13 protein-coding genes are annotated in these 14603 nt (G+C 71.0%); 9 read left to right on the top strand and 4 right to left on the bottom strand.

Translation table 11 applies throughout. The features are described 5' to 3' along the window. Positions 1-77 precede the first annotated feature (77 nt). On the bottom strand, positions 78-833 hold the full coding sequence (locus tag QE410_RS10460; RefSeq protein WP_307331447.1) for a glutamine amidotransferase: 756 nt from the start codon (positions 831-833) through the stop codon (positions 78-80). A gap of 136 nt (positions 834-969) precedes the next feature. Between QE410_RS10460 and QE410_RS10455 the strand changes: the two genes are divergently transcribed. Beyond that, complete coding sequence (locus QE410_RS10455; RefSeq protein WP_307331444.1) at positions 970-1197, top strand: response regulator; 228 nt, start codon at positions 970-972, stop codon at positions 1195-1197. Beyond that, on the top strand, positions 1194-1838 hold the full coding sequence (locus tag QE410_RS10450) for a CYTH domain-containing protein (RefSeq protein WP_307331441.1): 645 nt from the start codon (positions 1194-1196) through the stop codon (positions 1836-1838). Before QE410_RS10455 ends, QE410_RS10450 begins: the two co-directional genes overlap by 4 nt. Positions 1839-2002: 164 nt before the next feature. On the opposite strand, the gene lpdA is transcribed toward QE410_RS10450, so the two are convergent. Continuing rightward, the gene (lpdA, locus tag QE410_RS10445) at positions 2003-3400 is read right to left on the bottom strand and encodes a dihydrolipoyl dehydrogenase (RefSeq protein ID WP_307331438.1); all 1398 of its coding nucleotides are present in this window, start codon (positions 3398-3400) and stop codon (positions 2003-2005) included. Positions 3401-3409: 9 nt separating this feature from the next. Continuing rightward, the gene (locus QE410_RS10440; protein WP_307331436.1) at positions 3410-4048 is read right to left on the bottom strand and encodes a copper resistance CopC family protein; all 639 of its coding nucleotides are present in this window, start codon (positions 4046-4048) and stop codon (positions 3410-3412) included. A gap of 258 nt (positions 4049-4306) precedes the next feature. Between QE410_RS10440 and QE410_RS10435 the strand changes: the two genes are divergently transcribed. From QE410_RS10435 to QE410_RS10425, 3 genes are all read left to right on the top strand, one after another. Beyond that, positions 4307-4789, top strand: a complete 483-nt coding sequence (locus QE410_RS10435) for an FHA domain-containing protein (protein ID WP_307331433.1) — start codon at positions 4307-4309, stop codon at positions 4787-4789. Then, positions 4789-5475, top strand: a complete 687-nt coding sequence (locus QE410_RS10430; RefSeq protein ID WP_307331429.1) for a MerR family transcriptional regulator — start codon at positions 4789-4791, stop codon at positions 5473-5475. The genes QE410_RS10435 and QE410_RS10430 overlap by 1 nt, the downstream gene beginning before the upstream one ends. 96 nt (positions 5476-5571) lie before the next feature. Beyond that, positions 5572-6117, top strand: a complete 546-nt coding sequence (locus tag QE410_RS10425) for a MerR family transcriptional regulator (protein WP_058232369.1) — start codon at positions 5572-5574, stop codon at positions 6115-6117. A 1070-nt stretch (positions 6118-7187) separates the two neighbouring features. Here the strand turns inward: QE410_RS10425 and QE410_RS10420 are convergent. Then, positions 7188-8000 carry a ParA family protein gene (locus tag QE410_RS10420; protein ID WP_307331426.1) on the bottom strand — a complete coding sequence of 271 codons (813 nt, stop codon included), beginning with the start codon at positions 7998-8000 and terminating at the stop codon, positions 7188-7190. Between the two features lie 69 nt (positions 8001-8069). On the opposite strand from QE410_RS10420, the gene QE410_RS10415 reads away from it, so the two are divergent. The 4 genes from QE410_RS10415 (at position 8070) to def (ending at position 14460) form a co-directional block, all read left to right on the top strand. Next, positions 8070-11477, top strand: coding sequence for a pyruvate carboxylase (locus QE410_RS10415; protein WP_307331424.1), 3408 nt, complete (start codon positions 8070-8072; stop codon positions 11475-11477). 46 nt (positions 11478-11523) lie between these two features. After that, positions 11524-12480, top strand: a complete 957-nt coding sequence (locus QE410_RS10410; protein ID WP_307331422.1) for a hypothetical protein — start codon at positions 11524-11526, stop codon at positions 12478-12480. Positions 12481-12817: 337 nt separating this feature from the next. Next, positions 12818-13972, top strand: a complete 1155-nt coding sequence (locus QE410_RS10405) for a MinD/ParA family protein (protein WP_307331419.1) — start codon at positions 12818-12820, stop codon at positions 13970-13972. After that, positions 13969-14460: a peptide deformylase gene (def, locus tag QE410_RS10400; protein WP_307331416.1), complete on the top strand. Its 492-nt coding sequence runs from the start codon at positions 13969-13971 to the stop codon at positions 14458-14460. The genes QE410_RS10405 and def overlap by 4 nt, the downstream gene beginning before the upstream one ends. Positions 14461-14603 lie beyond the last annotated feature (143 nt).

Here is a 14603-nt window from a genome sequence, read left to right as displayed (position 1 = left end):
CGCCGGGCGGGTGCCGGCGCGTCACCGGCGGTTGTCGGAGGTCCCGCGGCCGCCGCGGCGCGCCCGTCTACCCTGGCTCAGCGCGCGTAGCGCTCCACGAACGTGCGCAGCATGCGCGACGGTGCGGTGACCGGGAGCCGCCGCACGGCCGCGAGCGTGAGCGCGAGCTCGTCGGCGGCGAAGTAGCCGTACCCGGCGTAGGCGTGGATGCGCGTCACGATGCCGTCGACGTCGAGCTCCGGGTGAAACTGCGTCGCGTAGACGTTCCGACCCACGCGGAACATCTGCACCGGGCAGGTGGGTGAGGACGCCAGCAGCACGGCCTCGGCGGGGAGGACGGTGATCGCCTCCTTGTGCCCCACGAAGGCGGGGAAGGCGTCCGGCATCCCGGCGGTGAGCGGGTCGGCGCGGCCCTCGGGCGTGAGGGTCACCTCGACCACGCTGATCGGCTCCGCGAAGGTGCCGTCGATCGTGGCATCCAGGTGCGTGCCCAGCGTGCCGACGCCGTAGCACGCGCCGAGGAACGGCAGATCGCGGGCGACGACCTCGTCGACGAGCGCAGCCATCTCGGCCTCGACCCGCCGCTGCACCGTCGACTTCTTCTCGACCGGGTCGGAGGCGTTGAAGGGGCTGCCCCCGACGAGGATGCCGGCGACCTCATCGAGGTCGAACGCGGGCATGGCCTCGCGCTCGAGACGGACGCGGCGCAGGCGCTCCGCCGGCAGACCGGTGTAGCGCAGGAACAGCGCGTACTCCTCGTCGGCCGGGAGGTCTTCGGCTCTCGTGGCCAGCAGGACGAACGGGCGCTCACCGGGCAGGTCGGTCCAGGTCACCCGAGCGATTGTAAGCCAGCGCCGGCCTCGTGCCGAGTGGTCGGCAGGCACGTCCGCGCTCGTCATCCGGGCGATGCGGTCGGATCTGCTGTCAAGGCACTCGGGGAGTGTCGGAGCCGCCGTCTACGCTTCTGCCATGGCTATTGCACGACTGACCGGAGGCCCGCTCGACGGGCAGGTGATCCCGCTCGACGACGAATCCGATGACACGCTGATCATGCCCTACAGCGAGGGTCAGCTGGTCTACCGCCGTCAGGGCGAGGCGACGAACACCGGCGAGTCCGACGGGCCGACGCAGTCCGTCTTCGCCTTCTCGGATGAGACCGAAGACATCAACCCCGACACCGACGGACGCGACGATTGAGCGCAGCTCCGCACGGCGCGTCGAGCGTCGAGGTCGAAGCGAAGTTCGACGTCGACGACGGCACGCCCCTGCCCGAGTGGTCGGCGCTGCCGGGAGTCGCGCGCGTCGGCAGTCCTGAGCCCCGCGACCTCGACGCCCGCTACGTCGACACCTCCGACGCCGCTCTGGCGCGCGCCGGTGTCGCCGTGCGCCGTCGTCGCGGCGGTCCCGACGAGGGCTGGCACGTGAAGGGCCCGGCGCAGGCCGGCGGGCGCACCGAACGTCAGTGGCCGCTCGGCGAGATCATCGACGCCGACGCCGACCCCGAGGTGCCTCCGGCGGTTCAGGATGCCGTGGCTCCGATCGCCGCACCGCCATTCACTCCGCTGGCCCGCGTGCGCAACAATCGCACGGCCTACGCGCTACTCGACGCCGACGGGGGCGAGGTCGCCGAATTCGTCGACGACCGCGTCCGTGCCCTCGACGAGCGCCGGGGCGTCGAGTCCGCATGGCGGGAGTGGGAGGTCGAGCTCGGCCCCGCCGCCCCCGCCGACGATGCGGCACGCGCGGCGTTCTTCGCCGCGGTCGAAGCGGCGGTATACGCCGCGGGGGGTCGGCCCGCGGCATCCGGATCCAAGCTCGCCCGCGCGCTCGGGCACTGAGCTCACGCGTCGGACGGAGGCATTCCGCCGCGGTGGCGCTCGAGACGTAGCGCGTCGAGCCGTCCGCACGTCACGGCCGCAGGGTGCCTACGCGCAGTGGGCACGAGGACGAGACGACGAAGGCCCGCCCGGGCGAACCGGGCGGGCCTTCGTGCGTCACGCGATCAGAGGTTGATCATGTGTCCCGTGAGGCCGTGGAATGCCTCCTGGAGGCCCTCCGACAGCGTCGGGTGGGTGTGCACGTTGCGGGCGGCCTCGAGAGCGGTGAGGTCCCACTTCTGCGCGAGGGTGAGCTCGGGCAGCAGCTCCGAGACGTCGGGGCCGATGAGGTGGCCGCCGATGAGCTCGAGGGTCTCGGCGTCGGCGACGAGCTTGACGAAGCCGACGGGCTCGCCGAGGCCGTTGGCCTTGCCGTTGGCCGAGAAGGGGAACTTGGCGACCTTGATGTCGTGGCCGGCGTCGCGTGCCTGCTGCTCGGTGAGTCCGAACGAGGCGACCTGCGGGTTGCAGAAGGTGGCGCGCGGCATGTTGCGGTAGTCGCCGAGCGTCTGCGTCTCGGCGTCGCCGATGGTCTCGGCGGCGACGACGCCCTGCGCCTCGGCGACGTGGGCGAGCTGCAGCTTCGCGGTGACATCGCCGATGGCGTAGATGTGGGGGACGTTGGTGCGCATGTGGTCGTCGATGTCGATGGCGCCGCGCTCGGTGAGCTTCACACCGGTGTTTTCGAGACCGAAGCCGTCGACCTTGGGCGCGAATCCGATGGACATGAGCACGCGGTCGGCGTCGATCGATCCGGCCTGGCCGTCTTTGCCGGTGTAGGCGACGGTGACCTTGTCGCCGTGGTCGGTGACGGAGTCGACCTTCGTGGAGGTGAGGATGTCGACGCCGTAGCCCTTGTACTGCTTCTGGATCTCTTTCGAGACGTCGGCGTCTTCGTTGGGGAGGGCACGGTCGAGGAACTCGATGATCGTGACCTTCACGCCGTAGTTCGTCATCACGTAGGCGAACTCCATGCCGATGGCGCCGGCGCCGACGATGACGATGGATTCCGGAAGTTCGCGGGTGAGGATCTGCTCCTCGTAGGTGACGACGTTGTCGGAGAGGGTGACGCCGGGGAGGAGACGAACGGTCGAGCCCGTCGCGATGATGACGTTGTCGAAGGTGACCTGCTCCTTCGAGCCGTCGGTCTTGGTCACGTCGATCGTGTGGTCGTCGGCGAAGTACCCGCGGCCCTCGTACTCGGTGACCTTGTTCTTCTTCATCAGGTAGTGGATGCCCTTGACGTGGCCGGCGGCGACGCTGCGCGAGCGGTCGAACGCCTTGCCGAAGTCGAAGTGCACCTCGCCCGAGATGCCGAACAGGTCGGCCTTCGCGTGGAACGTGTGCGCGAGGTCGGCGTTGCGCAGCAGCGCCTTGGAGGGGATGCAGCCCACGTTCAAGCACACACCGCCCCAGTACTTCTCTTCGACGATCGCGACCGACAGTCCGAGCTGTGCGCCGCGGACGGCGGCGACGTACCCGCCGGGACCCGCACCAAGAATGACCAGATCGTAATGAGGCATGCTTCCAGCCTATCGCCCGGCGCCGCCCCCTCCGGCGGTATTCCGCGGCCCGCGCGACGCGAAGACGTACACGAGCACACCCGCCACGATCACCAGTGCGACGACAAGGAGGATCCACGGCAGCGGTGACGCCGGCGCATCCGATTCCAGGGGGGTCGTGACCTCCGTGGTCGCGGCGGGAGAGGCCGCCTCGCTCGCTGCAGCCGTCGCGGAGGCGCTCGGCGTCGCCGACGGCGTCGGGGTGGGAGACGACTCCGGCACCGAGAACGCGAACTCGCCGTCGATGGGGTGACCGTCGCTCGACACGACGCGCCATTGCACGGTGACGGTGCCGGATGCCGGACCCGTCAGCGCCTGGGTCACCTCACTCCCGGAGACCTCGGGCGCGCCGTCCGTCAGCGAGGTGCCCGCGGCGTCCGTCACCTCGATCACCGTCGCACCCGCGTCGGTCAGCACGTCGGCGCTGTACGAGAGGGTGATCCGATCCGGGAGGGCTTCGAGCACGGCGTCGGATGCGGGGTCGGTGCCGATCAGCTCGTCGTGGGCGGCCGCGGGGAGCGCGGGAACGAGCAGCGCGGCAGCGGCCAGGAGGACGGTCGCCAGGACGGCGGAGAGGGTGCGCCGGCGCGGCGCCTGAGGAGACGTCATCCTTCGACCCTAGTGACGGTCGGCGACGAGGGGCCGGGGAGTCGCGGTCGGTGTCCACCCGCCCGCACCGGCGTACCCGGACTCGACACGGGCGTGCTCGGGTCGATAGGTTCGAGTGTCTCGTCGGCGGCTTCGCGCCCCGAACCGCGATGCCGGTGTCGACGAACAATGACACATCACGCATCACCACAGCCTGCTCGAGGCCATTCGCCCTCCCCGTGCGAATCGGTCGGTTATGGTGAGGGAGAAGGAGAAGCCGTGGACGAGACCAGCCGATTCGAGCGAGACGACATCCGGCGTGCGGGCGAAGCCGCCGCCCGTTCGCACGACACGACGCAGACCCACGACGCCGACCTGTCGTTCGTGCCCTTCGGTGCCGACCTCACCGAGGCCGAGCTCGAAGCGATCGACGCTCTGCCCTCCGGTGCCGCGCTGCTCATCGTGCGCTCCGGTCCGACCACCGGTGCCCGCTATCTCCTCGACACCGACACCACCACGGTCGGCCGTCACCCCGAGGCCGATCTGTTCTTCGACGACGTCACCGTCTCGAGACGGCACGCCGAGATCATCCGCACGGGGACGGCGTTCGAGATCGTCGACCAGCGTTCGCTCAACGGCAGCTACGTCAACGGCGAGCGAGTGGACCGCGCCGCACTCGTGAACGGCGCCGAGGTGCGCATCGGCAAGTTCCGCCTCAACTTCTTCGGTTCGCCGGTCGACCTGCCCGCGGCTGCGCACTGATGGCGGCAGCCCCGTCCCGTAGTCGTCAGACGGCTGCGGGGCTGCTCAGCATCGGTCAGGTGCTCGCGCGCCTCACCCCGGATTTCCCGGCGCTCACCTCCAGCAAGCTCCGCTTCCTCGAAGTGCAGGGGATCGTGTCGCCGACGAGGACCGAGTCGGGCTACCGCAAGTTCTCGCCCGCCGACCTCGAGCGTCTGCGTCTGGCGTTGACACTGCAGCGCGACCACTATCTCCCGCTCGTCGTCATCCGCGACTACCTGGCCGATCTCGACGCGGGTCGCAACCCTGCGCCGCCCACCTCGATGCCGTCCATGACGAGCGCCCCCCGCCGCTACCGGCGTGACGAGCTGCTCGCCGCCGCCGGCGCCGGGCCGCAGCTGCTCAACGATGCCGTCAGCACCGGCGTGATCGCCGCGGCGGAGAGCTATCCGGAGCAGACCGTGACGCTTCTGCGCGCCCTCGTCGCCCTCGACCGTCATGGGATCGAGCCCCGGCACGTGCGGGCGCTGCGTCAGAGCGCCGAGCGCGAGGTCTCCCTCGTGGAGTCGGCGCTGTCGGCGCTCCTGCGTCGTCAGGACGCGCCGTCGCGGGCGCGCGCGAGCGAGCTCGCCCCCGAGCTCGCAGGGCGGCTCGACGAGGTGCGCACGCTGTTCGTGCGCGATGCGCTGGAGCGCATGCTGTCCTGATCGCGACACGCCGCGGCCCTCGGAGCGGATGTCATTGCCGGGGGACCCTCGCTGATCTAGCGTGGAAGCAACGAGCCGATGAGGAGGGACGCGAGCATGAACGCTGGCGACGCACTCGGTGAACCCCGGTTCGCCACCGACCTCCTCTTCACCGACGGTCTGCCCGAGATGGACGACGACACCGGTTATCGCGGGGCCGTGGCCGCGCGCGCCGCCGGCATCACCTACCGCCAGCTCGACTACTGGGCACGCACCGAGCTCGTCGTCCCGACCGTGCGCGGCGCGAGCGGATCGGGATCGCAGCGGCTCTACGGTTTCCGCGACATCCTCGTGCTGAAGCTCGTCAAGCGCCTGCTCGACACCGGCATCTCCCTGCAGCAGATCCGCACCGCGGTCGAGCAGCTGCGCGCCGCCGGCATCCGCGACCTCGCCGGCACGACGCTCATGAGCGACGGCGCGTCGGTGTACCTGTGCACCTCGAACGACGAGGTCATCGACCTCGTCAGCCGCGGTCAGGGCGTCTTCGGCATCGCCGTGGGCAAGGTCCTGCGTGAGGTCGAGTCCACCCTCGTGGACTTCGAGACCGCTCAGCCCGACGCCGTCGACGAGCTCGCCGCCCGCCGCGCCGCCCGCACCGCCTGAGCGCGACCCCGACTCTCGCGACGGCTGGATGCCACGGCATCCCGGGTCTTCCGTCCCCGGAGTCTTTGGTCGATGAACGCGGTATGCGGGCTCAAACGCCGCGTCGAGGCGTTTCGTCCCACGGATGCCGTTTCTGGAGGCGCTTCGCGCAGCGTGCGCCGGAGCCGGAGCCGGCGCCGGAGCCGGCGCCGGAGCCGGCGCCGGGGCCGACGCGGTGCGGGCGGCGAGTCGATAAACGCGATTCGCGGGAGAAAACGCCGCGGCAACGCGTTTCGTCCCGCGGATGCCGTTTCTCGCGGTGCGGACGTCAGCCCGGTGGTGCACGGCCCCCACGCGGTGCCCCGCGGGCCTCGCGCAGCGTGTCCCGGCGCCGGGGCCGGTGCGGTGCGGGCGAGGAGTCGATAAACGCGATTCGCGGGAGGAAACGCCGCGGCAATGCGTTCCGTCGGGCGGATGCCGTTTCTCGCGGAGCGGACGTCAGCCCGGTGGTGCACGGCCCCCACGCGGTGCCCCGCGGGCCTCGCGCAGCGTGTCCCGGCGCCGGGGCCGGTGCGGTGCGGGCGGGGAGTCGATAAACGCGATTCGCGGGAGAAAACGCCGCGGCAACGCGTTTCGTCCCGCGGATGCCGTTTCTCGCGGTGCGGACGTCAGCCCGGTGGTGCACGGCCCCCACGCGGTGCCCCGCGGGCCTCGCGCAGCGTGTCCCGGCGCCGACGCCGGCGCGGTGCGGGCGGGGAGTCGATAAACGGCACTCGCGGGAGGAAACGCCGCGGCAACGCGTTTTGTCCGGCGGATGCCGTTTCTCGCGGTGCGGACGCCGGCCCGATGGTGCACGGCCTCGGCGCAGTGCCCCGCGGGGCCCCGGCGCGGCGCCGACGCGGTGTGAGGGGGGTTGATAAACGGCATCCGCGCGAGGAAACGCCGCGGCAACGCGTTTCGTCCCGCGGATGCCGTTTCTCGGGCCGGGCGCGCCCGCCGACGGTCGTGTTCGAGCGACGCGGGCGGCGTCGTCGACGACAGACGCCGCCCGGCTGCGGGGCAGCGGGACGGCGTCCGGGGGAGCGCAGTGCTCAGGCCTGGGGGGCCTCGTTCGTCACGGGGATGCGGCCGGTGCGCACGATGCGGTCGAGCAGTGCGTCGAAGTCGGCGGCCAACTCCTGTGCGGAGTCGCCGGGCCAGACGTGCAGCGGCTTGGCGGCACCTTGCGCCTGCTGCAGCGACGTGCGCTCGGGCAGCTGCGGGTTCAGCACGAGGGGACCGAACATGTCGCGCAGCTCCTTGATGCGGAACTGATGCTCGATCGACTGCGGGCGCACACGGTTGACCACGACACCGAGCGGCTGCAGGCGCGGCGAGAGGCCGCGGCGGATCTCCTCGATCGCGCGGAGGGCGCGGTCGGCGGCGGCGACGGAGAACAGGCCCGGCTCCGTCACGACGATGACCCGGTCGCTCGCGGCCCACGCGGTGCGCGTCAGGGCGTTCAGCGAGGGGGCGCAGTCGATGAGCACGAGGTCGTACTCGCTCTCGATGGTCGCCAGAGCCTCTTCGAGCTTCCACACGTCGCGGACGCTCGGGTGCGGCCCGTCGAAGTTGATGGCCGACGGGCTGCCGATGAGCACGTCGATGGTGCCGGGGTGCACCTTCGCCCACCCGCTGGAGGTGATCGCCTGACGCACGACCTTCTCTTTGGGGTTCGCCAGGACGTCGGCGATGTTGAGTCGGCCGGCCACCGAGATGTCCATGCCGGTCGACACGTCGGATTGCGGGTCGAGGTCGACGACGAGGGTGCGAACGCCCCGCGCGAAGGCTGCGGAAGCCAGCCCGAGTGTCACGGTCGTCTTGCCGACCCCGCCTTTGAGAGAGCTGACGGAGAGTACGTGCACGAGAGTCCACGTTACCGTCCCCTAGGCTGTGAGCACATTCAGCCCCGGAAAGCTTTACGCGAGGTGCGCATGTTCTCGAAGATTCTGGTCGCCAATCGCGGAGAGATCGCGATCCGCGCATTCCGCGCTGCATTCGAGGTCGGGGCGCGCACGGTCGCGGTCTACCCGTACGAAGACCGCGCGTCGCTGCACCGCCTCAAAGCCGACGAGGCCTACCAGATCGGCGAACGCGGGCACCCCGTACGCGCGTATCTCGACGTCGACGAGATCATCCGCGTCGCGCGCGAATGCGGAGCGGATGCCATCTACCCGGGGTACGGCTTCCTGTCGGAGAACCCGGAGCTCGCCGAGAAGGCGCGCGCGCACGGCATCACCTTCATCGGCCCGCCCGCCGAGGTGCTGTCGATGGCGGGCAACAAGGTGACGGCCAAGGAGCACGCGATCGCCGCCGGTGTCCCGGTGCTGCGTTCCACGCCCGCGTCGGACGACATCGACGCGCTGCTCGACCAGGCCGACGAGATCGGCTTCCCGTTGTTCGCCAAGGCCGTCGCGGGCGGCGGCGGTCGTGGCATGCGGCGCGTCGAGGCGAAGGGCGAGCTGGCACCGGCGCTCGCTGAGGCGATGCGCGAAGCGCAGAGCGCGTTCGGCGACCCCCGCATGTTCCTCGAGCAGGCCGTGCAGCGCCCACGTCACGTCGAGGTGCAGATCCTCGCGGATGCCACGGGCGAGACGGTCCACCTGTTCGAGCGCGACTGCTCGGTGCAGCGGCGCCACCAGAAGGTGATCGAGATCGCCCCGGCGCCGAACCTCGACGAGAGCGTCCGTCACGACCTGCACCGCTACGCCGTCGCCTTCGCCCGGTCGATCGGGTACCAGAACGCCGGCACCGTGGAGTTCCTGCTCGAGACGGCGGGCCCGCGCGCGGGCGAGGTCGTCTTCATCGAGATGAACCCCCGCATCCAGGTCGAGCACACGGTGACCGAGGAGGTCACCGACGTCGACCTGGTGCAGTCGCAGATGCGCATCGCCGCGGGGCAGACCCTCGCCGACCTGCACCTGCAGCAGGACGACATCCACCTGCGCGGCGCGGCGTTGCAGTGCCGCATCACCACCGAGGACCCCACGCAGGGCTTCCGGCCCGACACCGGCAAGATCACCACCTACCGCTCGCCCGGTGGTGCCGGCATCCGTCTCGACGGCGGTACGACCGCCGCCGGCTCCCAGGTCAGCCCCCACTTCGACTCGATGCTGTCGAAGCTGTCGTGTCGCGGTCGCGACTTCCCGGCGGCGGTTGCGCGCGCCCGCCGCGCCCTCGCCGAGTTCCGTATCCGCGGCGTCTCGACCAACATCCCGTTCCTGCAGGCCGTGCTCGACGATCCGGCGTTCGTCGCGGGAGACCTCAGCACCTCGTTCATCGACGAACGCCCCGAGCTGCTCAAGGGTCGCGAATCCAAGGACCGCGGAACGAAGATCCTCTCGTGGCTCGTCGACACCACGGTCAACCGCCCGAACGGCGAGAACCCGCTCTCGATCGACCCCGGCGCCAAACTACCGAAGCTCGACCTCGCCGACACCGCCCCCGCAGGATCGCGTCAGCGCCTGCAGCAGCTCGGCCCGGTGGGCTTCGCGAAGGCCCTGCGTGAGCAGACCGCCCTCGCCGTCACCGAGACGACGTTCCGCGACGCCCACCAGTCACTGCTGGCCACGCGCGTGCGCACCCGCGACCTCGTGCGGGTCGCCCCGTACGTCGCCCGCATGACGCCCGAGCTGCTCTCGGTCGAGGCCTGGGGAGGCGCGACCTACGACGTCGCTCTCCGCTTCCTCGGCGAAGACCCGTGGGAGCGTCTCGACGCGCTGCGTGAAACCCTGCCGAACGTGGCCATCCAGATGCTGCTGCGCGGCCGCAACACCGTCGGTTACACGCCGTACCCCACGGAAGTCACCGATGCGTTCGTCGCCGAGGCCGCGGCATCCGGGGTCGACATCTTCCGCATCTTCGACGCGCTCAACGACGTGTCGCAGATGCGCCCCGCCATCGACGCGGTGCTGGCCACGGGAACGGCGGTCGCCGAGGTGGCCGTGTGCTATACCGGCGACCTCCTCGACCCGGCCGAGAACCTCTACACGCTCGACTACTACCTGCGTCTGGCCGAGCAGATCGTCGACGCGGGCGCGCACATCCTCGCCGTGAAGGACATGGCGGGACTGTTGCGCCCGGCCGCCGCGGCGAAGCTCGTGTCGGCATTGCGCGAGCGCTTCGACCTGCCCGTCCACGTGCACACGCACGACACCGCCGGCGGACAGCTCGCCACCCTGCTGGCCGCGTCGGCGGCGGGGGCGGATGCCGTGGATGCCGCGGCGGCACCGATGGCGGGCACCACCAGCCAGCCGTCGCTGTCGGCTCTGGTCGCGGCGCTCGCGCACACCGAGCGCGACACCGGGCTCTCGCTCGCCGCTGTCAGCGACCTCGAGCCGTATTGGGAGGCGGTTCGTCATCTGTACCGGCCGTTCGAGTCCGGTCTCGCCGGACCGACCGGCCGCGTGTACCGTCACGAGATCCCCGGCGGACAGCTGTCGAACCTCCGTCAGCAGGCGATCGCGCTGGGCCTCGCCGACGACTTCGAGCTCATCGAAGACATGTACGCCGCCGCCGACGGCATCCTGGGCCGTGTGCCCAAGGTGACCCCGTCGTCGAAGGTGGTGGGCGACCTCGCCCTGCACCTGGCCGCGGTCAAGGCCGACCCGGCCGACTTCGCGCAGAACCCCGAGAAGTACGACGTGCCCGATTCGGTCGTGGCGTTCATGGCGGGGGAGCTGGGCGACCTGCCGGGCGGCTGGCCGGAGCCGTTCCGCTCGAAGGTGCTCGCGGGGCGGGATGCCAAGACCGGTGTCACCGCGCTGACCGACGACGACACCGCCGCGCTGGCGGGGGAGTCCGCCGAGCGGCGCGCACGCCTGAACCGCCTGCTGTTCCCGGGCCCGACGCGCACGTTCGACGAGATGCGTGCGAGCTTCGGCGACCTCAGCGTGCTCGACACCGCCGACTACCTGTACGGGCTGCGCCCCGGTGGCGAGCACGTCGTCGAGATCGAACGGGGCGTGCAGCTGTTCGTCGGGCTGGAGGCCATCGGCGACGCGGACGACAAGGGCATGCGCACCGTCATGACCACCCTGAACGGGCAGCTGCGGCCGGTGTTCGTGCGCGACCGCTCCATCGACGTCGAGTCGCGCCAGGCCGAGAAGGCGGATACATCCAAGCCGGGTCAGGTCGCGGCGCCCTTCTCGGGCGTGGTGACCCTGAAGGCGGCGCCCGGCGACCGCGTCACCGCGGGTCAGGCGGTGGCCTCGATCGAGGCGATGAAGATGGAGGCGGCGATCACCTCTCCGATCGACGGGGTGGTCGAACGTGTCGCAATCGGTATCACACAGCAGGTGGAAGCGGGAGACCTTTTGCTGGTAATCCGCCCCGCGCAGTAGCCTGGAGGGGGGCGCTTTCGCGCCCTCTTCCCGTTTGGAGACTGCTGTGACCCCCGACCGCACCGACGCGAACCCCGACGAGAACGCCGAGCACGGCGTCCTCGACGAGAGCGGGAATCTCGACACCGCCAGCATCACGATCCTCGGTGGGCACATCGCGCAGGTCAACGTCGACCTGCCGGTGAGCGCCGACGACGACATCGACGACGACGTGATCGAAGACGAGATCCCCATCGACGACGCCGACCTGCCCCTCCTCGATGCCCCCCACGAGCGCCGCCCCGACGACGCGGAGCACGAGATCCACCACGTGCACCACCTCGAGACGCTGCCGACCGGTGACATCATCCTCGAACCCCACGACGACGTCTCCGATGACGACGACCAGGCGCACGGGGGTGGGGAACATGACGACGTGCACGATGCCGAGCTCGTCGACGAACACGAGGGCGATCACGTGACGACCCACCTCGCGTCGTCCGCTCCGCAGGCAGAGGCGCATGCCGTCCACGAGACGGATGCGGACGTCGACACCGATTTCCAGAGCCCGGGCGGAAGCGACCCCGAGGGCCGCGCAGACGGCGCCGCCGTCGAGGACGCCGCCCCCGGCCACGATCACGCCGCGAGTGCCCACGACGGCGCGTCGAACGCCGACGGCGTCGACGTCCGTGCCGACGACCTCCGGGACGCGGAGATCGTCGACGATGTGGAGCTGTTCGAAGCCGACGCGGCCGAGCCCGTCGACCTCGATGGCGCGGACGGGGACGACACACCGGCCGAGGACGGTGCGCAGGGACTCGACGTCGACGGCGACGCCGCGAACGCATCCGCCCTCACCCACGCGCCGTGGGTGCCCGCGCCCGCGCCTGCCCCGTCCCGCGCCCGACGACGGCGACGCCGCGAACGCAACCGCCGACGCCGGGGACGAAGCGCGAGGCGACATCGTCACCGATGCGCACCTCGCGAACGAGGCCGTGAACGAGCCGGTGACGACGCAGAGTGAGGACGACGTGGCATCCGAGAAGGAAGACGATTCCCCCCGCGCCGCGGAGGGCTCCGCCGAAGGTGAGGACCGCAGCTCCGCCGCAGCCGCGCCGGCGACCGGTCCCGCGACGGCCCCTCCCGTCGCGGATTCCGAGCCGGCGGCGGCTCCCGCGACCGGGTCCGTGCCGACGACCGCTCCTGCCACGGGGTCCGTGCCGGCGGAGGCTCCCGCGACCGGGTTCGTTCCGGCGGAGGCTCCCGCGACCGGGTCTGTTCCGGCGGCGGCTCCTGCGACGGGGTCCGTTCCGACCGCGGGCTCTGTGCCCGCCGCCGAGTCCGTCTCAGAGACCGGTCCCGTGCCCTCCACCCGCGCCGAACGCGCGGCGACCGCGGCCATCGGCACCATTCCGCTGACGCGGCGGGGCGCACACCAGGCCGACGAAGCGGCGCGCGCCGCCGAGGAGGCCGCACGCGTGGACCGTGCCCACGCGATGGAACGTGTGCGCACGCCCGCGGCCGAGGTCACCCTCACCTCGAAGCGCATCGGGCAGATCGACGACACGCGTGAGAGCTCCGACCTGCTCACCGCCGACCGACTTCTCGACCCGCGGCAGATCGCCAAGCCCGAGCCCGAGGGACTCTGGCAGCAGCTCGTGTACTCCGTGTCGGGTCATCGCATCAACCTCGGTGACGGCCGCAAGGCGCGCGAACGCAAAGCTCTCGACCGCCGCATCGGCTCCCCCCTGACCGGCGGGGCCCGCTTCGTTCCCGTGCTCTCGCGCAAGGGCGGCGTCGGCAAGACCACCGTCACCTCGCTGCTGGGCATGGCATTGGCCGACGCGCGCGACGATCGCATCATCGCCGTCGACGCCAATCCCGACCGCGGTACGCTCGCCGACCGGGTCGGAAGCGCCAACGGCCGTACCGTGCGCGACCTCGTGCGCTCGCACGAGGAGATGGTCGGCTTCAACGACGTCTCCTCCGTCGTGGCCCGCGACGCGACCCGGCTCGACGTGCTGGCGTCCGACGCGGACCCGCGGGTGTCGGAGGCCTTCAGCGACGACGACTACCGCCGTGTCGCCGACGTCGCCTCGCACTACTACTCCATCGTGCTGACCGACACCGGTACCGGCATCGTGCATTCGGTGATGGGGGCGACCCTCGAACTCGCCGACACGATCGTCGTCGTCGCGGGGCTCTCGGTCGACGAGGCCCGCCTGGCGTCCGAGACCCTCACGTGGCTCGAGACCAACGGGTATGCGGCACGCGTGCGCGACGCGGTGGTGGTGCTGAACAACTCTCGCCCGGGCGCTCCGCTCGTTCGCGAGAGCGAGCTCGAGGCGCACTTCCGCTCGCGCGTGCGCACCGTCATCCGCATGCCGTACGACGCGCGCATCGCCGCCGGCAGCGCGATCGCATTCCGCGACCTCGATGCCTCGACACGACAGGCTGCGCGCGAACTCGCCGCCGCCGTCGTCGAGGGCCTGCGATCGCCGGCGGCCGCCGCATGACCGTTCGTCCCATCCGCCTGTTCGGTGACCCGGTCCTGCGCGCCGTCAGCGCGCCCATCGACGAGATCGACGACGGCATCCGCGCCCTCGTGCAAGACCTGATCGACACCGTCGAGCTCCCCGGTCGGGCGGGTGTCGCCGCCCCCCAGATCGGGGTGGGCCTGCGCGCCTTCAGCTACAACATCGACGGCGACATCGGTTACGTGCTGAATCCCGTGCTGGTGGAGACCCGCGGCGAGCCGCAGCCGGTCGGGGAGGGGTGCCTCTCGGTGCCGGGACTCTGGCACGAGGCGATCCGCTACCCGTGGGCCAAGGTCACCGGCATCGACCTCGACGGCAACGAGGTCGTTCTCGAGGGCGAGGGGCTGCTCGCGCAGGCCCTTCAGCACGAGACCGACCATCTCGACGGGATGCTCTACCTCTCGCGTCTGCCGGCCGAAACGCGCCGCGAGGCGATGCGCCAGGTGCGCGAGAGCGACTGGTTCTGAGCCGACTCCTGCGAAAGGGCCCGGATGCGGCATCCGGGCCCTTCGCGTGTCCGCCCCGCGTGTCGCGAGAACAGGCCGAGGCGACGAGAACAGGCTGAGGCTCGATGGATCGCCCTGTTTCCGTCGCATCCCCTGTTCTCGTG

This window comes from Microbacterium sp. SORGH_AS_1204, assembly GCF_030818935.1.
In the GTDB taxonomy this organism is placed as follows: domain Bacteria; phylum Actinomycetota; class Actinomycetes; order Actinomycetales; family Microbacteriaceae; genus Microbacterium.
This window is presented reverse-complemented; position numbering and strand designations above follow the sequence as displayed.

Coding starts and splice junctions, on each gene's coding strand:
- lpdA (WP_307331438.1), bottom strand. CDS start 3,400: ATGCCTCATTACGATCTGGTCATTCTTGGTGCGGGTCCCGGCGGGTAC.
- QE410_RS10425 (WP_058232369.1), top strand. CDS start 5,572: ATGAACGCTGGCGACGCACTCGGTGAACCCCGGTTCGCCACCGACCTC.
- QE410_RS10430 (WP_307331429.1), top strand. CDS start 4,789: ATGGCGGCAGCCCCGTCCCGTAGTCGTCAGACGGCTGCGGGGCTGCTC.
- QE410_RS10455 (WP_307331444.1), top strand. CDS start 970: ATGGCTATTGCACGACTGACCGGAGGCCCGCTCGACGGGCAGGTGATC.
- QE410_RS10415 (WP_307331424.1), top strand. CDS start 8,070: ATGTTCTCGAAGATTCTGGTCGCCAATCGCGGAGAGATCGCGATCCGC.
- QE410_RS10440 (WP_307331436.1), bottom strand. CDS start 4,048: ATGACGTCTCCTCAGGCGCCGCGCCGGCGCACCCTCTCCGCCGTCCTG.
- def (WP_307331416.1), top strand. CDS start 13,969: ATGACCGTTCGTCCCATCCGCCTGTTCGGTGACCCGGTCCTGCGCGCC.